Source organism: Corynebacterium sp. HMSC064H12 (assembly GCF_001809925.1).
Taxonomy (GTDB): domain Bacteria; phylum Actinomycetota; class Actinomycetes; order Mycobacteriales; family Mycobacteriaceae; genus Corynebacterium; species Corynebacterium jeikeium_D.
Window position 1 is genome coordinate 1 of the sequence record NZ_KV799323.1, and the last position, 23,375, is coordinate 23,375.

General features: G+C 58.7%; 24 protein-coding genes and 1 pseudogene. 19 read left to right on the forward strand and 6 right to left on the reverse strand.

What is annotated here, in order from left to right; all coding sequences use genetic code 11:
* The first annotated feature begins 327 nt into the window (after window positions 1-327).
* The 7 genes from HMPREF2681_RS00625 (at window position 328) to rplO (ending at window position 4,271) form a co-directional block, all read left to right on the forward strand.
* Complete coding sequence (locus tag HMPREF2681_RS00625) at window positions 328-1,224, forward strand: GDSL-type esterase/lipase family protein (RefSeq protein ID WP_070545633.1); 897 nt, start codon at window positions 328-330, stop codon at window positions 1,222-1,224.
* Window positions 1,225-1,625: 401 nt separating this feature from the next.
* Window positions 1,626-2,024, forward strand: a complete 399-nt coding sequence (rpsH, locus tag HMPREF2681_RS00630; protein WP_005509822.1) for a 30S ribosomal protein S8 — start codon at window positions 1,626-1,628, stop codon at window positions 2,022-2,024.
* Window positions 2,025-2,039: 15 nt separating this feature from the next.
* On the forward strand, window positions 2,040-2,576 hold the full coding sequence (gene rplF, locus HMPREF2681_RS00635) for a 50S ribosomal protein L6 (RefSeq protein ID WP_048760667.1): 537 nt from the start codon (window positions 2,040-2,042) through the stop codon (window positions 2,574-2,576).
* Window positions 2,576-2,974 (forward strand): 50S ribosomal protein L18, encoded by a 399-nt coding sequence (gene rplR, locus HMPREF2681_RS00640; protein ID WP_048760670.1) that lies wholly within the window; start codon window positions 2,576-2,578, stop codon window positions 2,972-2,974. The genes rplF and rplR overlap by 1 nt, the downstream gene beginning before the upstream one ends.
* 34 nt (window positions 2,975-3,008) lie before the next feature.
* Window positions 3,009-3,626 (forward strand): 30S ribosomal protein S5, encoded by a 618-nt coding sequence (rpsE, locus tag HMPREF2681_RS00645; protein WP_005510059.1) that lies wholly within the window; start codon window positions 3,009-3,011, stop codon window positions 3,624-3,626.
* Window positions 3,627-3,631: 5 nt separating this feature from the next.
* Entirely contained in the window at window positions 3,632-3,817 is a 186-nt protein-coding gene (gene rpmD, locus HMPREF2681_RS00650; protein WP_005509843.1) for a 50S ribosomal protein L30, read from the forward strand.
* A 7-nt stretch (window positions 3,818-3,824) separates the two neighbouring features.
* Window positions 3,825-4,271, forward strand: coding sequence for a 50S ribosomal protein L15 (gene rplO, locus HMPREF2681_RS00655; RefSeq protein WP_016422071.1), 447 nt, complete (start codon window positions 3,825-3,827; stop codon window positions 4,269-4,271).
* 103 nt (window positions 4,272-4,374) lie between these two features.
* On the opposite strand, the gene HMPREF2681_RS11300 is transcribed toward rplO, so the two are convergent.
* Together HMPREF2681_RS11300 and HMPREF2681_RS11305 are read right to left on the reverse strand one after the other, a co-directional pair.
* Window positions 4,375-5,526: an aminotransferase class I/II-fold pyridoxal phosphate-dependent enzyme gene (locus HMPREF2681_RS11300; protein ID WP_370647672.1), complete on the reverse strand. Its 1,152-nt coding sequence runs from the start codon at window positions 5,524-5,526 to the stop codon at window positions 4,375-4,377.
* 48 nt (window positions 5,527-5,574) lie between these two features.
* Window positions 5,575-6,234, reverse strand: a pseudogene (locus HMPREF2681_RS11305) (6-carboxyhexanoate--CoA ligase); the annotation flags it as partial.
* A gap of 348 nt (window positions 6,235-6,582) precedes the next feature.
* Here HMPREF2681_RS11305 and secY point away from each other — a divergent pair.
* Window positions 6,583-7,920 carry a preprotein translocase subunit SecY gene (gene secY, locus HMPREF2681_RS00665; protein WP_048731466.1) on the forward strand — a complete coding sequence of 446 codons (1,338 nt, stop codon included), beginning with the start codon at window positions 6,583-6,585 and terminating at the stop codon, window positions 7,918-7,920.
* Window positions 7,920-8,471 carry an adenylate kinase gene (locus HMPREF2681_RS00670; RefSeq protein ID WP_005509947.1) on the forward strand — a complete coding sequence of 184 codons (552 nt, stop codon included), beginning with the start codon at window positions 7,920-7,922 and terminating at the stop codon, window positions 8,469-8,471. Before secY ends, HMPREF2681_RS00670 begins: the two co-directional genes overlap by 1 nt.
* A gap of 171 nt (window positions 8,472-8,642) precedes the next feature.
* Here HMPREF2681_RS00670 and HMPREF2681_RS00675 read toward each other — a convergent pair whose 3' ends face one another.
* Window positions 8,643-9,224 (reverse strand): hypothetical protein, encoded by a 582-nt coding sequence (locus tag HMPREF2681_RS00675; protein WP_070545638.1) that lies wholly within the window; start codon window positions 9,222-9,224, stop codon window positions 8,643-8,645.
* A gap of 137 nt (window positions 9,225-9,361) precedes the next feature.
* On the opposite strand from HMPREF2681_RS00675, the gene map reads away from it, so the two are divergent.
* The 9 genes from map (at window position 9,362) to HMPREF2681_RS00720 (ending at window position 17,363) form a co-directional block, all read left to right on the forward strand.
* Window positions 9,362-10,162, forward strand: coding sequence for a type I methionyl aminopeptidase (gene map, locus HMPREF2681_RS00680; RefSeq protein WP_049190406.1), 801 nt, complete (start codon window positions 9,362-9,364; stop codon window positions 10,160-10,162).
* Between the two features lie 284 nt (window positions 10,163-10,446).
* Window positions 10,447-10,668 (forward strand): translation initiation factor IF-1, encoded by a 222-nt coding sequence (gene infA / locus HMPREF2681_RS00685; RefSeq protein ID WP_016422077.1) that lies wholly within the window; start codon window positions 10,447-10,449, stop codon window positions 10,666-10,668.
* A 296-nt stretch (window positions 10,669-10,964) separates the two neighbouring features.
* Window positions 10,965-11,333 (forward strand): 30S ribosomal protein S13, encoded by a 369-nt coding sequence (gene rpsM, locus HMPREF2681_RS00690; protein WP_005509836.1) that lies wholly within the window; start codon window positions 10,965-10,967, stop codon window positions 11,331-11,333.
* A gap of 3 nt (window positions 11,334-11,336) precedes the next feature.
* Window positions 11,337-11,741 carry a 30S ribosomal protein S11 gene (gene rpsK / locus HMPREF2681_RS00695; protein WP_016422078.1) on the forward strand — a complete coding sequence of 135 codons (405 nt, stop codon included), beginning with the start codon at window positions 11,337-11,339 and terminating at the stop codon, window positions 11,739-11,741.
* Window positions 11,742-11,765: 24 nt separating this feature from the next.
* Window positions 11,766-12,371: a 30S ribosomal protein S4 gene (gene rpsD / locus HMPREF2681_RS00700; RefSeq protein ID WP_005509964.1), complete on the forward strand. Its 606-nt coding sequence runs from the start codon at window positions 11,766-11,768 to the stop codon at window positions 12,369-12,371.
* Between the two features lie 73 nt (window positions 12,372-12,444).
* On the forward strand, window positions 12,445-13,470 hold the full coding sequence (locus HMPREF2681_RS00705) for a DNA-directed RNA polymerase subunit alpha (protein ID WP_016422079.1): 1,026 nt from the start codon (window positions 12,445-12,447) through the stop codon (window positions 13,468-13,470).
* Window positions 13,471-13,507: 37 nt separating this feature from the next.
* Window positions 13,508-13,978 (forward strand): 50S ribosomal protein L17, encoded by a 471-nt coding sequence (rplQ, locus tag HMPREF2681_RS00710; RefSeq protein WP_016422080.1) that lies wholly within the window; start codon window positions 13,508-13,510, stop codon window positions 13,976-13,978.
* 293 nt (window positions 13,979-14,271) lie between these two features.
* On the forward strand, window positions 14,272-15,162 hold the full coding sequence (locus HMPREF2681_RS00715) for a tRNA pseudouridine synthase A (RefSeq protein WP_048731480.1): 891 nt from the start codon (window positions 14,272-14,274) through the stop codon (window positions 15,160-15,162).
* A gap of 59 nt (window positions 15,163-15,221) precedes the next feature.
* Window positions 15,222-17,363: a DUF6541 family protein gene (locus tag HMPREF2681_RS00720; RefSeq protein ID WP_070545641.1), complete on the forward strand. Its 2,142-nt coding sequence runs from the start codon at window positions 15,222-15,224 to the stop codon at window positions 17,361-17,363.
* A 589-nt stretch (window positions 17,364-17,952) separates the two neighbouring features.
* On the opposite strand, the gene HMPREF2681_RS10870 is transcribed toward HMPREF2681_RS00720, so the two are convergent.
* Complete coding sequence (locus tag HMPREF2681_RS10870) at window positions 17,953-19,107, reverse strand: hypothetical protein (RefSeq protein WP_083301569.1); 1,155 nt, start codon at window positions 19,105-19,107, stop codon at window positions 17,953-17,955.
* A gap of 114 nt (window positions 19,108-19,221) precedes the next feature.
* On the opposite strand from HMPREF2681_RS10870, the gene eccB reads away from it, so the two are divergent.
* Window positions 19,222-20,664 (forward strand): type VII secretion protein EccB, encoded by a 1,443-nt coding sequence (gene eccB / locus HMPREF2681_RS00730; protein ID WP_070545647.1) that lies wholly within the window; start codon window positions 19,222-19,224, stop codon window positions 20,662-20,664.
* Here the strand turns inward: eccB and mycP are convergent.
* On the reverse strand, window positions 20,623-21,861 hold the full coding sequence (gene mycP / locus HMPREF2681_RS00735) for a type VII secretion-associated serine protease mycosin (protein ID WP_222865101.1): 1,239 nt from the start codon (window positions 21,859-21,861) through the stop codon (window positions 20,623-20,625). The genes eccB and mycP overlap by 42 nt on opposite strands.
* A 14-nt stretch (window positions 21,862-21,875) precedes the next feature.
* Window positions 21,876-23,291 carry a type VII secretion integral membrane protein EccD gene (gene eccD / locus HMPREF2681_RS00740; RefSeq protein WP_224783772.1) on the reverse strand — a complete coding sequence of 472 codons (1,416 nt, stop codon included), beginning with the start codon at window positions 23,289-23,291 and terminating at the stop codon, window positions 21,876-21,878.
* Between the last annotated feature and the right edge of the window lie 84 nt (window positions 23,292-23,375).

Consider the following 23,375-nt stretch of genomic DNA (forward strand, 5'->3'; position numbering starts at 1 on the left):
GTGGCATGCGGACACACTTTTCTTTACTTAACCCACTGTTTATGCGCTGGGGCAGTGCGGTCTACGTGAAAGCTACCAGTGTTGCAGGTGTGAAAGGTGACCCTTTTTGGGGGTTGAAAATTAGTAAAGTCGCAAACTTTCTCAGCTGAAAGTTAGACGTTCGTGATGATTTCGTTGTAAACTCCCATTCGTCATAGTGACGGCCGCCAAAATGCATCGTGGTCGTTATCAATTTGGGCAAGACTTAAGAACTTCAGCACCGCAGTGGTTGAACCAGTGACTACATACGGGGCTGGGCTTAAATCAAAACGCAAAGGGATTAACTACATGAAGAACTTCTCCGTGGCCGTCCGCTCGGCTGCTATCGCAACTGTTGCGGCTCTGGGTCTGAGCTTGGGTGCAGGAGCTGCCAGCGCACAGCCGGCAATGCCAGAACTGCCGAACATTCCGATCCCGGGTATCGGCGACGCCGGCCCGAAGGGCGTCAAGCAGATTGTCACCTTCGGTGACTCCTTTACCGCTAATGCTGGTAAGGGTGGCCCGCGTGGCCTGGCTCCGGGGCAGAACTTACTGGTCGCTAACTGTGCTACCGACATGGAAAACTGGCCGAAGATCGCAGCTTCGAAGCTGAACAAGTCCCTGGGCGACTGGTCCTGTAACGGCCTTGGTGGCGCCCCGGGCCAGCTTCTGGCATACCTCGAGGTTGCTATCCAGTACGGCGACATCGGACCGGGCACTGAGAAGGTTGTCCTGATGTACGGCGGTATGGACTGGGTTCAGTGGGTTGACGTCGCAGGTGAGCTCGTCGCAAAGCCGGACCCCAAGGCTCCTTCGCTGTTCAAGCAGACGCTGCGTCAGTTCAGCGACCGCGTCCACCAGGTTGCACCGGGCGCTCAGGTCGTCCTGGCTTCCTACCCTGAGTACGCTACGAATGACCAGCTGTGCTTGGTGAACACCTCGAACCAGACCTTCCCGATTCCGGCGCCGGGTGCCAGCGAGATTCAGGGCGCTTTCCGTGACAGCATTCGTTCTGCATCTCAGCACGTAGGCGCTGGCTTCATTGATGTCTACGAGGCAACCCTCGGCCACGGCACCTGTAACCCGAATAAGGACGAGCGTTTCGTCGTCGGTTTCGCGGACCCGGCTATGGGCCCGATGACCAACCACCCGACGGTGGCTGGTGAGAAGGCAATGGGCAATATCATTGCCGACCAGCTCTACTAATTTCATCCTGCCGGCACTACGTCGGCTGGGGAATTAAGCGCCACCGTTAATTGGTTATGCTTTCGCCGCGAGCGGACTAACGTCCGGCCGCGGCGTTTTTGCATTTCGGCAGGGGTTTGTTAGTATCACCAGGTCTGCCCTCTATATGAGGTGCGACAGTAAATGTAAGAACTTTGCTGTAGGCCCCTCGCCTCGCATCGTCTCTGGCGTCACTTGGGTGGCGAGCTGACTCGGCTACTGAACCGAGTTGGCGAACAGTAGCCCTTAAATCGCCGGAATCACGATATTGGCAATAGCTCCAACCCAAGCTTTCGCCGTGTGACAGTTGCTGTTTCCACGGTCATCGGAGCTGGCCACGAGGTGAGAAGGAACCGCAGCGAGAAAGGATACGGTCACTAATCATGACCATGACTGACCCAATCGCCGACATGCTGTCGCGCGTGCGCAACGCTAACAACGCGTACCACGACTCTGTCTCGATGCCGTCGTCCAAGCTGAAGGCCAACATCGCCGAGATCCTCAAGTCTGAGGGTTACATCGCGGACTACGCTGTCGAGGACGCCAAGGTCGGCAAGACCCTGACCCTGAACCTGAAGTACGGTCCGTCCCGCGAGCGTTCCATCGCTGGCGTGCGTCGCGTCTCCAAACCGGGTCTGCGCGTTTACGCAAAGTCCACTAATCTGCCAAAGGTCCTCGGTGGCCTGGGCGTGGCTATCATCTCCACGTCTCAGGGCCTGCTGACTGACCGTCAGGCTTACGAGAAGAAGGTTGGCGGGGAAGTCCTCGCTTACGTCTGGTAAAGGGGGAACTACACAATGTCTCGTATTGGTAAGAACCCTGTCGTTGTCCCGGCAAACGTTACTGCTGAGGTCAACGGCCAGGACGTTTCCGTCAAGGGCCCGAAGGGCGAGCTGTCTGTCTCTATCCCGGCTCCGATCACCGTTGAGCTGAAGGACAATGAGATTGTTGTCAACCGTCCGGATGACCACCGCAAGAACCGCTCCCTGCACGGCCTGTCCCGTTCGCTGATCAACAACATGGTTGTCGGTGTTACCGAGGGCTACACCATCAAGATGGAAATCTTCGGTGTCGGTTACCGTGTCGCCAAGAAGGGCAAGGACCTCGAGTTCTCCCTGGGCTACTCGCACCCAGTCCTGATCGAAGCACCGGAAGGTATCACCTTCGACGTCGACGGCACCACCAAGCTGTCGATCACAGGTATTGATAAGCAGAAGGTCGGACAGCTCGCAGCTAACATCCGTCGTCTGCGTAAGGATGATCCTTACAAGGGCAAGGGTATTCGTTACGATGGCGAGCAGATCCGTCGCAAGATCGGAAAGACGGGTAAGTAATGAGCAACACCAACGAAAAGCGCCTCCCGGTAGGCAAGGACATCTCGACTCGTCGTCGTGTCGCCCGTGCCCGCCGTCACGCACGCCTGCGCAAGAACGTCCGCGGCACCTCCGAGGCACCGCGCCTCGTCGTACACCGCTCTTCCCGCCACATCACCGCTCAGGTTATCGACGACTCCATCGGTCGTACCCTGGCTGCTGCTTCCACTCTGGACGCAGATTTCCGCGGCTTCGAGGGCGACAAGAAGGCCAAGAGTGCCAAGGTCGGCGAGTTGATTGCTGCTCGCGCCAAGGATGCTGGCATCGAGAAGGTCGTTTTCGACCGCGGTGGTTACCAGTACCACGGCCGCGTTGCTGCTCTGGCCGAGGCTGCCCGTGAAGGTGGTCTGAAGTTCTAATGCGCACTTACAAGTCCAACGGAAGGAATGCGTGATGTCGGAACGCGATAAGCGCGAAGGCGGACGTAACTCCGCTGACAACAAGAACAACAACCGTCGTGGTGGCCGCGGTAACGACCGTCGCCAGCAGGACGAGCGTTCGCAGTACATCGAGCGCGTAGTAACTATCAACCGAGTTTCCAAGGTCGTCAAGGGTGGTCGTCGCTTCAGCTTCACCGCTCTGGTCATCGTCGGTGACGGCGAGGGCATGGTCGGCGTCGGCTACGGCAAGGCCAAGGAAGTACCGGCAGCTATTCAGAAGGGTGCTGAAGAGGCTCGCAAGAACTTCTTCCGCGTCCCGATGATTGCCGGCACCATCACCCACCCGGTTCAGGGTGAGACCGCTGCTGGCATCGTGCTGCTGCGCCCGGCTGCCCCGGGTACCGGTCTCATCGCCGGCGGCGCTGTCCGCCCGGTGCTCGAGTGCGCCGGTGTTCAGGATGTTCTGTCCAAGTCGCTGGGTACCAACAACTCCATCAACGTTGTTCACGCAACCGTTGATGCCCTCAAGCAGCTGGTTCGCCCCGAAGAGGTCGCCGCACGTCGTGGCAAGTCCCTCGAAGAGGTAACTCCGGCACGTATGCTGCGCGCACGCGCAGGTCAGGGAGCGTGATTTCCATGGCACTGAAGATTACCCAGGTCCGTGGTACCGCTGGTACCAAGCAGAACCAGAAGGATTCGCTGCGCACCCTCGGCCTGAAGCGCATCAACGATTCCGCCGTTCGCCCGGATACTCCGGCTGTGCGCGGTCTCGTGAACGTTGTGCGTCACCTGGTCGAGGTTGAAGAAGTAGCGGGGGAGTAGGTAAACCATGAGCGAACCAATTAAGCTCCACGACTTGGCCCCGGCTCCGGGTGCTAAGAAGAAGAAGACTCGCGTCGGCCGTGGTGAGGCTTCCAAGGGTAAGACCGCTGGTCGCGGCACCAAGGGCACCAAGGCCCGCAAGCAGGTTTCGGCAGCATTCGAGGGTGGCCAGATGCCACTTCACATGCGTCTGCCGAAGTTGAAGGGCTTCAAGAACCCGGCGAAGGTCACCTTCCAGGTGGTCAACGTTTCGGATCTGGAGCGTCTGTTCCCGAACGGTGGCGACGTCACCATCGCCGACCTGGTTGCAAAGGGCGCTGTCCGCGCTAACCAGCCGGTGAAGGTCCTCGGCGACGGCGACATCAACGTCTCCGTCAACGTCACCGCAACCAAGTTCTCGGGCTCCGCAAAGTCCAAGATCGAGGCTGCAGGCGGCTCTGTCACTGAGGCCTAAAGCATTTAAGCTTTAACAAAAGAGCTCTTAACCCAAGTGGTTAAGAGCTCTTTTTGTATTGAAAGGGAGGAAAGGGGAGGGGAGGGCAGCGCAAACCGCCCGCTTACAGCAGGCCGGTGTTGCGCAGAGCCTGCTCCAGTCGGTCGATGTCAGCGTCCGTATGGAGCGCTGTAATGGTCAATCGCAACATTGCCTCACCACGGGGAACCGTCGGGTAGCGAATCGCAGGTATGTACACGCCTAGCTCCGCCAACCGTGCTGAGGCGTCCATCGCTTCGGCTTCGTCGCCGACGGGCAGCGGGATAATCGCAGATGCGGGGTCGGCCTGTGCACCAACCAGGGAGCGGACGCGCGCAATATTACGCTGCAATCGCTTGACGACGTCTCCAGCCTCCAACTGCTTCAACGCTGCACGGATAGCTGCGACGGAACCGGGGTTCATCGACGTTGAGTACACGAAGCTACGGGCTTGATTGCGTAACAGTTCGCCAACTGGTGCCGAGCAGAGAACGTATCCTCCTTCGACACCGAGAGCCTTGCTCGCGGTGCCGACCACAATGTCCGGGTGAATGCCCAGGTGCGATGCGGTGCCACGGCCTTGCTCTCCGATAACGCCGACGCCGTGGGCGTCGTCAAGCATCAACCATGCGTTGTGACGGCGACAGGTGCGCTCGAGTGCGGGGCCGTCGATGACTTCGCCTGACATGGAGAACACTGAGTCGGAGATGACAAGCTTGTGGCGAGCGCTCGATGTTTCGAGGAGACGGTCGAGTGCCTGGTAGCCAGCGTGCGGAAAGACCGTGACTTTAGCTCGGGCATTGCGGCAACCGTCGATGATGGAAGCATGGTTGGCGGCATCGGAGAAGATTTCAACATCGGCGGTGGCAATGGCGGCGATGGTTGAGTGGTTCGCCTGGTAGCCAGTCGCAAAGAGAACGGCATCGTCGAAACCGAAGAACTGCGCCAGTTCATTCTCAAGTGCGCTGTGGATGCTAGTGCCGGTGGTCAGGCGAGAGCCGCCGGACCCGGTGCCGAAATGTCCAATTGCCTCGGTGGCAGCTGAGATGAGTTCAGGGTGCGTGGACAGGCCGAGGTAGTCCGAAGAAGAAAACAGTAGATAGTCGGTTCCGTCAATTCGGCTGTGTGGCAGTTGTCCGGTTTCGAAAGTGCGCAGTGTGCGGGCAAGCCCTTCAGCGGCCCAGGCCGAGTTCCTTTGGGCGGCGATTGCTGAGAGGTCGCTGTTGGGGGCGGTCACGTCCGGCGAGGAACTGGCGTCAGCTGGGAGCTCGACGTAGACCGGCGCGTTCTCCAGGTAATCGATTAGCTCGGGGATATCGGTGCCGGGTTCAACGATGAAGATGCGAGTACCAAGAGTGCTGCCGTGGTCCTTCATATTGGGGATACGGTGAAAGATTCCGTCCAGCGCCAGATATCCCCGCGTGTAAAAGGGGTCATCAGAGAGGCAGATTTCTGCGACGATACCCGGGGCGCTGTGAACCTTAGATGCGAGGATGAGCGCCTCGTGAAAATGATCCTTGGTGCAGTCCTTACTGGGGTGCGAGATGGCATCAAAAGTGGAAACCCGTACACCACGGGCAGGATTTGGGTCGAGCCGTTCACCGGAGGAGGCATCGATAAGAGCGGCACCGCGGAGACCTGTGAGTGAATAGGCCATTTCGACGGCGATGTCGGCTGCCTGTATGCCTGCAGCGTGTAGGCGTTGAGCAATGAGATTGCGTGCGTCCTCAGGGCTGGGGTTCGACTCTAGAAAGGGAGTCAACGCGGGCACGGTGCCGATAGCTGACTCTTCAACCTTGTCCACAGTGATGTGAATTGTGTCGGCTCGACCCTTGTCGTGGTGAAGTGCACGGCTAGTCATTGCAGAAGCCAGCTGAGGTAGTTCGACAACCGGTGCAAGACGCTCAGCGCCAGAGATATGGCAGCCATCGGCGCTGGATCGCATGCGGATACTGTAGGTACTCACAGAGCAAAACTTTAACACTGTTCAAGTTTTGTCTGGGAAAATTGGGTGGAGCACAGTGAGGGGCGTGGGCTCAGAGGGGAGGGGGCGCTGGGATCGTCGTCAAGCGAAAAGAGGTGATTGGCGGGGCGCTGTACTAACGGTGATATGGAGGTGTATTGCGACGATGTGGAGAAACGCTGGTAGACTCACTACGTCAAATACTGTCAATTAAAGGTTTGAGGAATACGTCATCCGCGTTGCTTAACTAAAACGGGAGACTACTGGCGGATAAGCGGGTAAGTCTTTCGGGAAAAGCGTGGGAGAAGCGGATTTCTTGACCTCGGGAGGATGCACGTGGCTTCCGGTCTCATTGCGGCGTTGCGCGATCCCGATTTGCGTAAGAAGATCTTCTTCACTCTGACGATGATCATTCTGTACCGAATCGGCTCGCAGATTCCAACCCCTGGTATCGACTACCAGTTGGTCAACGCGCAGCTCGAGCAGATTTCGAAAGATCAGTCCAGCGTTTACTCGCTGATTAACCTGTTCTCAGGTGGCGCTCTGCTGCAGATGGCGATTTTCGGCATCGGCATTATGCCGTACATTACGGCCTCGATTATCGTCCAGCTGCTCACGGTGGTGATTCCACACTTCGAGCAGTTGAAGAAGGAAGGGCAGTCGGGTCAGACAAAGATGACCCAGTACACCCGCTACCTCACAGTGGCGTTGGCGTTGCTGCAGTCTGCAGGCATTGTGGCCATGGCAGACCGAGGTGCCCTGTTGGGTGGCTCGCAGTCGCTGCTGGTTAAGGATGCGGGTGTCTTTGACCTCGTGGTGATGGTCGTTGTGATGACCTCCGGTGCCGTGCTGGTCATGTGGATGGGTGAGCTCATCACTGACCGAGGCGTCGGCAACGGTATGTCGCTGCTGATTTTCTCCGGTATCGCCGCTGGTATGCCGGCGCAGGGAGCGAACATTCTGCGCTCCACTACCGGTGTCGTGTTCGCCACCGTGATTGTTGCCGTGCTGATTCTCATCATCGGCGTTATTTTCATTGAGCAGGGACAGCGCCGTATTCCGGTGCAGTACGCAAAGCGCATGGTTGGTCGTCGCCAGTACGGCGGATCTTCCACCTACCTGCCGCTGAAGGTGAACCAGGCCGGTGTTATCCCTGTCATCTTCGCGTCCTCTCTGATTTACGTGCCGGTTCTGATTACCCAGATTGTTCAGTCCGGTCAGTCGAATCCGAACATGGACAACTGGTGGCAGCGCAATGTCATTCAGTACCTGCTGGCGCCGTCCAGTTGGCAGTACATTCTGCTGTTCTTCCTGATGATCATCTTCTTCTCCTTCTTCTACACCTCCGTGCAGTACGACCCGCACGAGCAGGCGGAGAACATGAAGAAATACGGTGGATTCATTCCGGGCTTCCGCCCGGGACGTCCGACTGCTGAATACCTGTCCTACGTCCTGATTCGCCTGCTGACTGTCGGCTCGCTGTACCTGGCGCTGATTGCTGTTCTGCCAAATGTCGCTCTTGATATGGGGCTTGGCGACGCGAACTCCGGTACAGGCGGTATGTTTGGAGGTACAGCCCTGCTGATTCTGGTCAGTGTTGCGCTGACGACGGTCAAGCAGGTTGAAAGCCAAATGATGCAACGTAACTACGAAGGGTTCTTGAAGTAATGCGACTCGTACTTGTAGGTCCTCCCGGTGCAGGCAAGGGCACTCAGGCAGCTATCCTCTCGGAAAAGCTCGGTGTCCCGCACATCTCCACCGGTGACCTGTTTCGCGCAAACATCGGTGAAGGCACTCCGCTTGGCATTGAGGCGAAGTCCTACATCGACGCCGGCAACCTTGTTCCGGACGACGTGACTGTGCGTATGGTCGAGTCCCGTCTGAATGAGGACGACGCTGCCAAGGGGTTCCTGTTGGATGGCTTCCCGCGCACTGTTGGTCAGGCAGAAGAGCTGAAGCGTCTGCTGTCCAACCTCGGCACTGAGCTGGATGCGGTCGTACAGTTCGACGTTTCTGAGGATGTCGTCGTCGAGCGCATGCTGGCCCGTGGTCGCGCAGACGACACTGAAGAGGTCATCCGCAACCGCATGCATGTGTACACCAATGAGACCGCTCCTTTGCTGGATTACTACTCGGAGAAGATCATCAAGATTGCCGCTGAGGGATCCGTTGAGGAGATTAACGAGCGCACGATGGCTGAGCTGGAGAAGCTGAACTAGGCTCCTGGCACACCGGGTAACTAGACGCTCTAGCTTTTTCGCTGGCTGGGGCCGATGGGTTTGCCGGTTGTAGATGGTTGTTGAAGCCGCCCTTTCGAACCGTTGAGGTTTGGAAGGGCGGCTTTTGTGTGTGGCTGTTGGGGCTGGGGTGGGGGCAGCCGATAGTGAGGGCTACTGGAAGTCTTGAATGATTTCGTCGATAAGTGGCTGTGCAGCCTCGGCGCCAATATTCGCGAAAACGAACTCTTGGTAGATGCGGTTATCCTCGTCGATAACCATAACGAAAGGGGACCCCTTGCTGATGCCGCTAAATGCGTGCTTGCCGGGTAGCTCGTATGGCGTGTAGCTCTCGACGGACTCAGCCTTTTCGTTAATGCGCTCGACAGTGGCCGGGTCCTCGGCAGTACTGAGCATTGCGGTGCCACCGTCGCCAACCGCCATTACGCAGGTGAAGCCATGTACGCTCTCGCTGCCAAAAATGACGGGTTTAGAGTCATCCGACTCGACGCAGCTGCCAATCGCCTCCTTAATTGCATCAGGTGTGAAGTTTTGGAGCGACTCAGGCAGTGCAGAGGTGCCCATGAAACCCGAGGTGCTTCCAGGGGCCTCCGGCGATTCTGCGGCAGGGGAAGTGGAGGGGACAGTCGGCGCCGGCGACGGCTCGGGGTTGCTTGAGCATGCGCCAACCAGGAAAAGCGAGCTGGCAGCAATAACAACGCCCGCAGTCTGCGCGGACTTCAACAGTGAATGCATGCCAGTTATCGTAGGGCAGCTCATCTTTGGGTGTAAATTTCTCGGAAGTGGCAGCGATCCGAGCGGCGCCCTCGTAGGTGGCGGGGTACAGCTAGCCGGTGGTTCCCTTCTGGGGCAGAGTAGACTCAACCAGCGTGATGAGTTTTCGACGCCGCCGCAAAGTAGTTCCTGCCCGCACCGAGGGAGAATTGGATGCGATGCAAGCGGCCGGCGAGATCGTCGGTCGTGCATTGCTAGCCTGCCGAGACGCCGCTAAGCCAGGGGTCACCACGGCAGATCTCAATGAGATTGCGCACCAGGTCATTATCGATGCTGGCGCAACGCCGTCCTTCCTTGGCTACGAAGGCTTCCCGGCATCTGTCTGCGCATCAGTGAACGAAGTAATTGTCCACGGCATTCCGTCTTCGTCTACGGTTCTCGCCGATGGTGATTTAGTCTCAATTGACTGTGGCGCAATCCTGGATGGCTGGCACGGCGATTCGGCACTTACTTTCGGCGTCGGAAAGCTGAGTGACGATGTCGAAAAGCTGAACATTGCGACATCAGAGGTCCTCGCCGAAGGTATTAAGGCCATGGTGCCGGGCGCTCGCCTCACCGATATTTCGTATGCGCTTGAAATGGCCACCCGTGAGGCTGAACTGCGCCACGATATTGAACTCGGCATCGTCGATGGATACGGCGGGCACGGCATTGGGCGCGAGATGCACATGGATCCCTTCCTTCCCAACGAAGGCAAAGCAGGAAAGGGGCCCCGCATCGTCGAAGGCTCCGTTTTGGCCATTGAACCGATGCTCATTCTCGGCGGCGAGTGGGGTAGTGATGAGCTTGACGACGGCTGGACGGTCGTCAGCGCCGATAGAATGCCGGCCTCCCATTGGGAGCACACAGTTGCCGCCACAGCGGACGGCCCCCGTATTTTGACTCCTCGATATGAATAACTAGTGCGTGAGAGGCCACGCGAAAGGTCAGAATGTTGCCATAAAGGCTGCGATGAATTCTGAGCGCGGGGAGCGAATCCGCCTGCCGTCGCTTGCAACCGGTCCCATAGTGGTCGTATTTGGTAAAAACGCAGGTCGCGTGTAAAGTTGGGCGATGGTGTGGGCGCAGTGTCGCTGCAGTGATGATTATCCCTGCACGGAACTGCTAAAACACCAGGCAGAGTAGAGATTTCCCAACTGGTGCCGGGATTGTCCCGGGTATCCGCCAGAGAGACGTGGAGGACATGGCTAAAAAGGAAGGCGCAATTGAGGTTGAGGGTCGCGTCGTCGAGCCCTTGCCGAACGCGATGTTCCGAGTGGAGCTGGACAACGGGCACAAGGTGCTCGCCCATATCAGTGGCAAGATGCGCCAGCACTACATCCGTATTCTCCCGGAAGACCGAGTCGTAGTGGAGCTTTCTCCGTACGATCTCGAGCGTGGGCGAATCGTCTACCGCTACAAGTAAATCGACCTGACCACTGTTGGTAGTGGTTATGGGCTTATTTACTAACTAGACAGAAACTCCACCGTCCTAGCTGCTTCTGGTGACGGCCGCGTGATGTTGAGACCTGGTGTCTCAGCAGTTCGGCGCGGCGGTTCTTTATGAAAGCTTTTCCACAGAAGTAAGCGAGAATACCTCCGGCAACGGTGGCTGGAGCCTTTCTATAACACTTGCGCGACTCGGCGTCCGACCGAGTAAGCCGGGTCTGGGAAGGATGGCAGTGGAGTAAACCACCGCATCAACCGGAAGGAAATTGCCGTATGGCACGCCTTGCTGGAGTTGACCTGCCACGCAACAAGCGTATGGAGGTCGCTCTTACCTACATCTATGGCATCGGCCCCGCCCGTGCCAATGAGCTGCTGGAGAAGACCGGCATCTCTCCGGATCTGCGCACCGACGCTCTCACCGATGAGCAGGTTGCTGCGCTGCGTGACGTGATTGAAGCTACCTGGAAGGTCGAGGGTGACCTCCGCCGCCAGGTTCAGGCTGATATCCGCCGCAAGATTGAGATTGGTTCCTACCAGGGTCTGCGCCACCGTCGTGGCCTGCCAGTCCGTGGTCAGCGCACCAAGACCAACGCTCGTACGCGTAAGGGTCCGAAGAAGACGATCGCCGGAAAGAAGAAGTAAAACATGGCAGCTCCGAAGTCCGCACGCGGCCGTCGTACCGGCCGTCGCGTTGTAAAGAAGAACGTGGCTCAGGGCCACGCATACATCAAGTCCACCTTCAACAACACCATCGTGTCCATCACGGACCCGAAGGGCGCTGTTATCTCGTGGGCCTCCTCTGGTCACGTCGGTTTCAAGGGCTCTCGTAAGTCCACTCCGTTCGCTGCTCAGATGGCCGCCGAGAACGCTGCTCGTAAGGCCATGGAGCACGGTATGAAGAAGGTTGACGTTTTCGTTAAGGGTCCGGGTTCGGGCCGCGAAACCGCCATCCGTTCCCTCCAGGCCGCTGGCCTTGAGGTGTCCTCGATCTCGGATGTGACCCCTCAGCCGCACAACGGCTGCCGTCCGCCGAAGCGTCGTCGCGTCTAGGAATAGGGTAAGGAGAGAACAGAAATGGCCCGTTATACCGGTCCCGCAACCCGTAAGTCCCGTCGTCTCCGCGTCGACCTCGTCGGTGGCGACATGAACTTTGAGCGTCGTCCCTACCCTCCGGGGCAGGCTGGCCGCGCTCGTATCAAGGAGTCGGAGTACCTGCTCCAGCTCCAGGAGAAGCAGAAGGCACGTTTCACCTACGGCGTGATGGAGAAGCAGTTCCGTCGCTACTACGCCGAGGCTCACCGTCGTCCGGGCAAGACTGGCGATAACCTCGTCGTCCTGCTGGAGTCGCGTCTCGACAACGTTGTCTACCGCGCTGGTCTGGCTCGTACCCGTCGCCAGGCTCGTCAGCTGGTTTCCCACGGCCACTTCACCGTTAACGGTAAGAAGATTAACGTGCCGTCCTTCCAGGTAAGCCAGTACGACATCATCGACGTGCGCCCGAAGTCGCAGAAGATGATTTGGTTCGAAGAGGCACAGGAGAACCTGGTCGACGCTGTCGTCCCGGCATGGCTTCAGGTTGTTCCTGAGTCCCTGCGCATCCTCGTGCACCAGACCCCGGAACGCGCACAGATCGACATTCCGCTTCAGGAACAGCTGATCGTCGAGTTCTACTCGAAGTAATAACCAACTTCGCTTGCATCCATTCATTCCCTATGGCGTCATATAGCGGTCGCCACCTGGAGGATTTTCGAAAATGCTCATTTCCCAGCGCCCAACGCTGACTGAGGACTACATTGATTCCTCTCGCTCCCGGTTCGTTATCGAGCCGCTGGAGCCGGGTTTCGGTTACACCCTCGGTAACTCCCTTCGTCGTACGTTGCTGTCGTCCATTCCGGGCGCTGCAGTCACCAGCATCCGCATTGACGGTGTGCTGCACGAGTTCACCACTATCCCGGGCGTGAAGGAAGATGTCTCCGACATCATCCTGAACATCAAGGGTCTGGTGCTCTCGAGCGAGTTCGATGAGCCGGCTACCGTTTACCTGCGTCGCGAAGGTGCAGGCGCGGTGACCGCTGCAGACATTGAGTGCCCAGCAGGTGTGGAGATTCATAACCCGGATCACCACATTGCTACTCTCAATGATTCCGGTCGCTTGGATATTGAGATGATCGTTGAGCGTGGTCGTGGCTACGTGCCGGCGACCCCGAACTCCGGTGGCGAAATCGGCCGCATTCCGATGGACCAGATTTACTCGCCAGTTCTGAAGGTCAGCTACAAGGTGGAGGCTACTCGTGTTGAGCAGCGCACCGACTTTGACAAGCTGATCATCGATGTCGAGACCAAGAACTCGATCACCGCCCGCGACGCAATGGCGTCGGCAGGCAAGACTCTGGTTGAGCTGTTCGGTCTGGCACGTGAGCTGAACGAGGCTGCTGAGGGCATCGAGATTGGCCCGAGCCCGCGCGAGGCTGAGGATGTCGCTGCGTACCAGACTCCGATTGAGGATCTGGACTTCTCTATGCGCTCCTACAACTGCCTCAAGCGTGAGGAGATCCACACTGTCGGTGAGCTCGCTGCTCGTACCGAGTCGGATCTGCTGGATATCCGCAACTTCGGTGACAAGTCCATCAATGAGGTCAAGGAGAAGCTCGCTGAGCTTGGCCTCGCTCTGAAGGATTCCCCGAACAACTTCGACCCGGCTGCTGTCGCTGATTTGGACGCTGCCTCGGGCGATGACGCTGACTGGACTGATGGCGCAAGCGCTGGCTACGACGAGTAGTTCACCGACGCGACTTCATTAAAACGAGGAGATACCTATGCCTACCCCTAAGCAGGGTTCCCGTCTCGGCGGCTCCGCTTCGCACCAGAAGAAGATTCTGGCCAACCTCGCGAAGCAGCTCATCGAGCACGGCAAAATTAAGACCACCGACACCAAGGCCAAGCTGCTGCGTCCGTACGTTGAGAAGCTGATCACCAAGGCAAAGCGCGGCACTCTCGCAGATCGCCGCAACGTTGCAAAGCTGCTTAACGACAACTACGCAGTTAAGAAGCTGTTCGACGAGATCGGTCCGCAGTTCGCTGATCGCGACGGCGGCTACACCCGCATCATCAAGCTGGGTAACCGCAAGGGCGACAATGCCCCGATTTCTCTGATCGCTCTGGTTGAGGAAGAGACCGCAACTGCTGAGGCAACTCGCGCAACTCGCGCCGCTGCTTCCAAGCAGGCTGAAGAGGCAAAGGCCGAAGAGGCTGAGGCTACTGAGGCTGAGGCTGCAGAGGAGGAGTAATTCCCCTCGCCGACGGCTTCTGGCCTTCACAGCTTTGAACCCCCGTTGAGCAGTTCATATCTGAACGCTCTCCCGGGGGTTCTTTGTGCTTAACGACGGTGCATAGCGCCCGTCCCCAGTTCTGCCTCCGGTTACACCGACGGATTACGCACCAACATTGAGAGCTATACGGAGACCCTGCGGTGGAAACTGCTGATTCTCTAATCCGGGGTCCCGGCTACAATCTGTTAACCGTGACATCACTTACTCCAACGACTCCGGATGCCCCGTGCGATTCTCCCGATCGTGCCGCTATGGGGAGCACCGACTCCGACCTGGTTCGGTTGCGTTTTGACATTGCTTATGACGGGACAGATTTCCACGGTTGGGCTGCTCAGCGCGATAAGCCCACGGGAGAACCGGTGCGGACTGTGCAGGCGACGTTGGAATCCACTCTGGAGAAGGTGTTGCGCACTCCAGTGCAACTGACTGTGGCCGGTCGTACAGATGCTGGTGTCCATGCCTCCGGGCAGGTGGCTCACGCAGATGTTCCTGTCTCCTGTTTAGACACACGTTCTATCGCAGGGGATCCGGGTAATTTGGTTCGTCGTGTAGCGCGACTATTGCCCGCGGACGTGACGCTTCGGGGCACCTCGTTTGCGCCCCCGGGTTTCGATGCCCGTTTTTCCGCGTTACGTCGGCACTATGTCTACCGTGTCACTAGTTGCGTCAGTGGCCCGCTTCCTACCCGTGCTCGCGATACGGCCCACTGGCGGCGGTCAGTGGACATCAACCGCATGCAGGTGGCGGCTGATGCCCTACTGGGGCTCAATGACTTTGCCGCTTTTTGCCGACACAAGCCGCATGCGACGACCACTAGAGATTTACAGCAGTTCCAGTGGTTCGACGTATCTACGCGGGAAGAACCAGAGCTGTACGAGGCCCATGTGACTGCCGACGCGTTCTGCTGGTCTATGGTGCGCTCACTGGTTGGGGCCTGCCTTAGTGTCGGTGAGGGGCGACGTGCGGTTGGATTCACTGAACAGTTGTTGAGTGAAGAGAAGCGTTCCCCGTTGGTCCCGGTGGCAGAGGCGCGTGGGCTCAGCCTGGTAGGTGTTGATTACCCCGGCGATGCTGATTTGGCGGCCAGGGCGGAGCAGACCCGCGAGCGTCGTGATGCCCGGACAGATGTGGACGAGGCTTAAATGTACAAGCTCTCGGTAATATTCCCTGAAGAAAGTGACCGTAGGAGGAGTGTTCGGTAGTGGTGTGGGCAATTGTTAGCTTGGTTGCGCTGCTCGTAATCCCCGGCGCTGTTGTAGTGCGAGCCAGCGGCGTTCGTACTCCGTGGGCTCTGGCCCTCGGTCCTGCGGTGACGTTTGGTATCGCAGGTACTGCAGGGTGGGCGCTCGGCGCTATCGATGTGCGCTTCACCTTGGTCAGTGCGTCTATCTGCTGGGCCGTGACACTACTTCTCGCGCTTTGCTGGAGTGGCGGCAGCGCTTTGATTCGGCGGCGGCGCGGTAGTGTCGATCGCTCAGTGTCGGCCGAGACGCAGCCGCCCGCCGCAAGTCGATGGCGCGAGTTGGGCTATGGGCTAATCGCAAGTATCGGGGTCATCATCGCAGCGGCGGTTCTCACGTGGACCGCTATCGGCCGCATCGCTTCAATGTCCGAGGGGATGGCGACCATCCAGCAAGGCTGGGACACACTCTGGCATGCAAGTGTGCTCCGTTCGATTACGGAAGACGGCATGGCCTCGGCCACTAGGATGGGCGAGATCCAGAATGTGGAAACTCAGGCGGTGTCCTACTATCCCGCCGCATGGCATGCGTTCGGTGCGCTTTGGGTATTGATTGTCCGTCTACCAATCACCGAGGCGGTCAATTACCTCGGCATTATCATTCCGGCCGTGACCATACCTACGGCGGCTGCGGCGCTGACCTGGCGAATTATTGATCGCCGAAAGCTGTCCACTGCCGTTGCTGCAGGGGTTGCAGCGCTTGTTTCCGCAGCGCTTCCGGTATTGATGCCCGTCGGGGTCTTCGTGGGGGCCTGGCCGTACCAGGTCTCGATTGCGCTAGCGATTACCGTTTTTGCCTTTGTTACGTCGCTCCCGCACGCACCTCAGCGCATCTTGAGCGCCGCGCTTTCGATAATCGGTATTGGAGAGCTCCATCCGGCATCGGTACCTACAGTCGTTATGCTCGGTGCAATTTGGTGGTTGTGCTACCGCCTGCCGCGTCCCGCGCATCCTGAACTGGGTGCGGTTCGCGCCAGGCTTTACGACGTCGCGGTGATTGCAGCCGCCTTCGTGCCAGCAGTGGCAGTTCTCCTGCCGCAGTGGCTTACGGGAACTTCTCAGACCGAGGATGTGCGCGCGGTTAGTGCTGAAGTAGACGACCTCGATCGTTTCGATGCGTGGTATCGAGGCGCCACAATGCTGACTCGCCACACTGAGGAATTCCGGCCGTTCTGGCCAATTATCATCCTTGGTTTCATCGGGATGGCGTTTTTGGTTTTCGCAGATACTTCGCGCCGACGGGTGTGGGTAGTACCGGCCTGGTTTGTTTCGGTGTTGATGACGACCCACGCGCTCAATCATTTTGGTGGCGTGCCGGGCGATATTCTCGCGCTGTATACGGATCTTCACTATTCGACGCCTCACCGGTTGGTGATGGTCACCGCGTACCTGTATTCCGCGTTTGCGGGTATCGCCGTTGCGTGGGGCTGCGCGTGGGCGGCTCGAATTAGTGAGTCAAAGGTGCCATCGACGGGGCGGGTTCTGGGGTTGAGCTTAGCGACGGTGAGCTCTGCTGTACTTGTGGTCTATGGAGTGGCGTCTAATGCTAGCGCTGCGGATTTCGCCTACAAGAGCCCTAGGGAATGGCAAATCATTTCCAAGGCTGACTTGAAGGCATTTGATTGGTTGGCCGAGCAGCCGGAGGCACATAAGTACCGCACGTTTACCAATCCGCCGGAGGGGTCCAGCTGGATGTACGCTCGCAATGACTTGCCAGTAGTGTTCCCGCACTATGACTGGCCAGTGGCGAATAAGTGGACTGCCACCTCAATGCTGTATTGGCACGCTGATTACCTCGGTTTTCCAGACCCCGACCGGCCGGATGGGGTGAACGATGTCGATCGCTCAGCCCGAAAGCTGAACGTGGGATTCATCTATTTGTCACCCCCGGGTATTTGGGATTCCAAGGAGGATTTAGAGTTTCCTGGTGAAGGGCTCTGGGTAGCTCCAGGGGTAACCCCTGTTTATCGAGATAGGGAAGTAACTATCTTCGCCTTCAATGACGTGATTACGCCAGAACGCATCGACGAGATGCGAGCTAGTTCTCCGGAAGTAATTCCTCCCTCGGCTACTAGGGGATGGAGCGATGGTCGGGTAGGTTAGGACACCATGCGGATGAATAAATTTATGGCAACGATCGCAGCCGGTGTGATGATGACTTTCGCGCTGGCCGGATGTGGAGACGACGAGCCGGCTAAGCCGGAAGTCTCGAATCGCTCCGTCAGTTCTTCCGCAAAGACTAAATCCTCGACTCCGCCGAAGCCGACTGAGGAGTCGACGACACCGACAGAATCAGAGACGCCGACGGAAACTCCTGCAATCACCCAGGTCAATGATGCGGATTACACCCCGGCGGACGGCCCAAATACTCGACTCTTTCAGTTGGAGGATGGCACGACACGCTGCTTCCTCAACGATCTGAGCGGTGACGCCTACTTGGCCTGCCAGGTGAATCTTGCCAATCCTCCGATGGTCGATGACGGCACGGGAAACAAGGTTCCCGCCAATGCTGTGTCCTGGAACCCGGGGGGAGTTACTTACGAGGTCCTGACGTTCCCGCCGGCGGGTGAGATGAAGACGCTGCCAGCGAATTCTCAGTTGAGCGCATTCGGTTACAACTGCGCGGCCTATGGCCCGTCTACTCTGGAGTGCTCGGGACCAGCGGGCGCTGCCACTATCGACAATGGCAATGTCACCGGTGCACAGATGCCGAAGGAGGATGTGCCTCCTGCAGCAGGCGGTCAGCCGGGTGGCCAAGAAAATGGCGCTCCGAATGACCCAGCGGGGCAGGGGGAGCCTGACGGCTCCCAGGCGCCGGGCGGTCTGCCAGATTTGGGTGCGTTGATTCCGGGCCTGAACCGCTAGTTGCCCGCATAGCCAGTGGCTGCAGTTCATCGGTAGTGCGGGCGGTAGATAGCGTCCAGGTGAATTCGCCCATCGCCAGTCGAGGGCACGAAGCTGGCATTTCCGCTGCTGCTGCCGTGGGCGAACCTGTACGACTGACCTCGATGATTCTCGCGATTCCAGTACACAGGTCGGGCTCATACTCTTCGACAACAACCACATCGACGGTGTCGTCTCCAGCTCGCGCGAGAAGTACTGCGCCCAGATCAAGGGCCACAGTATAGAAATGTGGACGGGACGTGCGAATTCCGACTCGATAGCCGAGCGAGAGCATTCCGATGAGCAGCTCACAAAAGTCCTGATTTCCGCAGTCGACCTCCAATCGGGGGAGGTTCGCGGGACACATTGTGATGGTTTGTCCACTGCTCCCGGCTCCTATGACCTGCGCCGGACCATTAGTGATAGCGATGTCGCGTTGTCGGCTTAACCACAGGTGCGGTTTGCGCCCCAACGCCGCCACATGATGAGAGCGTCCAGTGCGGCGCAGCTGCACTACCTCCGCAGAGCTCTCAGTCAGAGCACACTCCGGTGCCGTCAATCGCCGTGCGCGAATACCAAGGGTTCCCAGCCGGTGGATGAGGAAGCGTAGGGCTTGGTCAGCGGAGGCTTCCACCGGAAGAGTTGCCACCAGATGTGTCCAGGGTTCAGGGGCTGTGCCGGAGCGCTCGGCTGCTCGGAAGTAGCGGTGCGCATGCTCTCCGCGGACTTCCGGCGCAATGTGATAAAAACACAGCGCATCCAGGGTCACTGGGCTGTCGTCGGCAAGCGAGACGATATCCGCAGCGCTTAGCTGGCTACGCAGGCCTGGTGTGAGACGTAGTCCGATGAGCTGTCCTGGTTCGGTGCGTCGCAGCCGGTCGCGAAGGCTGCGTCCGCGCACAGGGACATGCGCGCCTGCAGTGATGATTATTGCTGTAATGAGCAGCCACAATGACAATGGCATGTGAAAATCCCCCCAATATGTTCCCCACTAAAATTCCCCTGGTCGCACAGTAGCGCGGCCTGGCTTACTCTGCAGGGTAGAGATTATTTGGGGGAATAGTTTTGGGGGAAACTCATGCCACGTACACCGACCACGCCTAGCCAGGTCAGCGGTCATCGATTCTTGATTCGTCGGATTGAGCATGCACTTGTGCGTGCGGATTCGCGAATGCTGCATGACCCTCTGCGCACGCGAACCCGAGCACTGTTTATCGGCTGTGCGCTGGTGGTTTTACTGGCCGCCGGTACGGCGGTGCTGTCGTTGGTGCGACCGCAGGGCGGTTCTAGCTCCAATGAGCAGCTGATTGTCGTGTCGGGGTCGGAGGGCCTACATGTACGTGTCAATGGTCGATTGCATCCAGTCGCGAATCTCGCATCGGCGCGGTTAATTTTGGGCAATCCTGCTGAGCCGAAACGGGTGCGCAGTAGCGAGTTGGACAAAGAGGACATCAGTTTTGCTGTCGGGATTGAGGGCGCACCAGCAGTTCCGGCCGCGCCGGCAGGCTCTGGTGCCTCGGGAGCTGCCAAGAGGGGCAGTGCAGGTGCGCCGGAGTTGGCACTGTCTTTATGCGAGCGGACGGTGCAAGACCTCGGGCAGCCGTGGATTGTTGCAGAGTCGCTTGCGCGTCTTGAAGAAGTCCGTGCGGAACCGCAGCAGCTTACCCGAACCCACTCGGACAGTGCCGTCGTTGCCGATGGCCAAAACCTCTGGCTGATTACGCAGGGCTACCGCTCGCGGCTGGATGTCAACCACCCGGAGCACGCCGCTGTTTCTCGAGCGCTGGGGTTGGAACGCGCCGCAGTCCGGCCTGTCAGCCCTGCGTTGCTCAGAACGATTCCGGAGGTTCCGATTCTGGCCGCGCCAGCAATCCCGAACCGCGGCGCACCCACGCACTTCGCCGCTCCATTCGACACAGTCGGCAATGTGGTTGAGGTCGGGCAGCGGCGCGTTATCGTGCTTGACGACGGTGCCGCGATTCTCTCCCCGGTGCTAGGAGAGCTATTAGCTGCGCATAGCCCAGTTCTGCAGGCCAGTGAGGGGCAGCTGGCGGCAGTTCCCGTTGCGAATGCGCCAGCAGTCCCGGGGCTACCTGAAAAGCCGCTGACGTTTGCCGATGCTGATGGCTGGTTGTGTGCCGGCCGGATAGCAGGACGGCCGCAAGCTCTCGTGCAGTGGTCGCAGCATGCTCCGGAGGGGCGGCACGTGGATTACCCGCATGCCGACGGTTCGGGTGCGGCCGTCGACGGTTTCGTGGATGGTCGCAGCCGTGAGCGCAGCTCGATTGCAGTAAGCGTAAATGGGGCCGTACACGTCATTTCTCCAGAGGGGATGCGCTTTGCTGTGCACGATCGCACGACGTTGGCCGCCCTCGGGTTTAATGCATCAACCAATGCCGATAGCGGTGGCACGCGACCAGTGGACTGGGAAGTGGTGGCCGCGTTGCGCGGAGGCCCTGAGCTGAGTAAGCAGGCGGCGCTAGGGCCGCTGTCCGGGACGCGAGAGCAGCCAGGCACCTAGGCCCAGTGCGCATATCAGGAGCAGTCCAGTCGCCCGGAGCGGTGCATTGCGCTCCTGCGAAGAAAGCAGATCCGGCGGAGCCGGTGCGGCAGCGGGGTTGGCTGCGTGCTGCGCAGCGGTGTCCACAGTGGTCCAAATCAGAGCGTCATAAGGTGCAACGATGCCGCGACCAAGGCCGAGCCCGGAACTAATTGGGCTCGCGGAACTAAGGATGATGTCGCGAACCTGTGCTGGGGAAAGCTCTGGGTTTCGTGCCAGCAGCAGGGCAGCTGTGCCCGACACGGTTGGCGTGGCAAAGCTGGTGCCGGCAATCTGTTGAGCTCGGGTGTTCTCCCCAGACCCGAACACGTGGCGGTCTATGAGACCGGTGGGGGTGCGCGGATCGGGACCGAGTACGGGGCCGCCGGGAGCGGAGACATTGACCCATTGTCCCGTGATTGCATACTCCGCGGGTTGTGCTTGGCCGGCATCGTCGAACTGTACTGCTGATACTGCGATTACCTCCGGCAGAACTGCGGGCCACGCTACGGATCCGTCCTGACAGCTATCGCCCTTATTGCCTGCCGCTGCGACCACTACTGCGCCTGAGACTTCCGCGCGTGCGACGCTCTCGGCAACATCTGTTGCACCTTGGGGCATTACGCCTGCCGGGGCACACGATGTGAGCGAGATATTGATGACCCGCGCGCCCTCCGCGACGGCCCTGTCGATAGCTTGTGCCAGCGACTCCAAATTGCCTTCGCCATCGGCTGTTTGTCTTATCGACAACACGTGCGCGTCGGGCGCCAGTCCGGCGAAACCATCGGCACCGGGCCGGCCTGCAATAATGCCGGCTACTAGAGTTCCGTGACCGTCGCAGTCTACGAACCCGCTGTTGCCGTCGACAAAATCGCCACCGTCGAGAACCTCGCCCAGGCGCTCATTGGGTGAGACCCCGGTATCGATTACCGCCACCGTAATCCCCGCACCCGTCGTCAGTTGCCATGCTTGGCGAAACCGAAGAGCTTTTTCGATCACCGTCGGTTCATGCAGTGCGCTTTCCGACGACAGCATCGTGGCCACGCAGTCCTGGCTGTCCTGGGCAGCCGCTATTGGTGCGATGCCCGACGGTGCTACTGCGGTGGCCGCCGTCAACGTGGAGATAAGCACTGTGGAAAGTGCGGTCGTGGCGGTGAGACGAGTTTTTATGGCATTCATGAAAAGTGGGTTTTTCACTGGAAGAACCCACTTACGAACTCAGGGAATTCGGCAATGATGGCCGCAATGGGCAAAATAACGGCGATACTGCAGGCCTCGGTTAGCTCAGCTATGCGGCGCGTTGTAGGTGAGATGCGTGACGCGGGAAATGCGGCTAAGGCGGTGGCTGCAAGCATGGGGACGACCAGGCCAGCGGCGACTGGCCAATTGCCCTCGAACCACTGTTGAAAGGCGACGGCCACAATGACGGCAAGACCAGCTAAAGCAGTACAGGTGGAAGCTACTTTCCGGGCTTGGCCACGGGAGTGAATTGCACAAAAGACTATGACAGCAGCAGCCATGCCTAGAGGCCACCACTTGTTCGCATAGGCTCCGGAGAAAAGTACCACCAGGGTGAAGATGCTGAGACTTCCGGTGCCACTGCAGAGGATGCCATCGAGAATCCACCCCGCTCGCTTAGGTGCGTTGTGGGATATTTCGGGAGTTTCGCTGTCATCGAAGCTCTCGCCGGCGGCAGGGACTTTGGGTACGCGAATACCGGCAGCCTTGATAGCGATGGAAGGTGCCAGCAGTATCAGGATGACTGCACTAGCAGCGGTGAGCGCTCCTGATTGAACCGAGTTGTGGAAAAGTGCGACAGCCGCAGCGTAAATACCGAAGGTAACTGCAGCACTGAGACTCGTCGCGCCCAGGGTAACGGTGATGCGGTTGTCGCCGTCGCCGGTGTTGGAAATGAGAAAAATCAAACCGATGACGGCAAGCGCGACACTAATCGCAGCAGTCGGCGGCCAGTCGGTGAGTATGCGGTGTAGGTCGAGGCCAACGAAGCAGAGCCCCGAAGAGGTGCCCAGAATGAGCACTTGCAGCTCCAGGGACATGACAATCGCCGGTTTTGCGCTACGCAACAGAGCCAGGCGCAGTCCACCGGCTACTGCCAGCAGCGCGATGAAGCTGATTGCCGCGGCCAGTGTGGAATCGGTACTGCTCAAGCTCAATGAGGCAGCTGCGATTGAAGCTGTGGCCACGAGGGCTGCGGTACAGCCAACAACCAAATCAGCCGTCCCGATACCGTCGGTATAGGTGGTGTCGGTAATAGCATCGGCGGCATCGAAGAGCCGAGGTTTGGGCACGGGACCTGGGTCGTTGATAACAACCAGGCGTTCGCCTGGTGCAATACCGGCATCGTTCAGGGTGTCGTCGGCAAGCAAAATCGTGCCAGTGGCGGTCCGTAGCTGCCACTGTGCCAGCGGGAAGTCCGCAATGTCGATATCGAAAATTTGCAGGATATCCGGTACAAGTGCGGCGATTGCGACGTTGGTCGGTAATGCAAGGTCTGCGTGTGCTCGGTTGGTGTCTTCGGGCATGTGTGCGGCATCAATGCGCACGCGAATGAGTTCCCCCAGCATGTATTTCCCCCATGAATTCTGCATGCTTTAGTCCCTCTAGAGTGTCGTACAACTCGCTAGAGCGCTACTCGGAGTAGTAACTGCGCGTGCCCCCGCTATCAGTTTCGG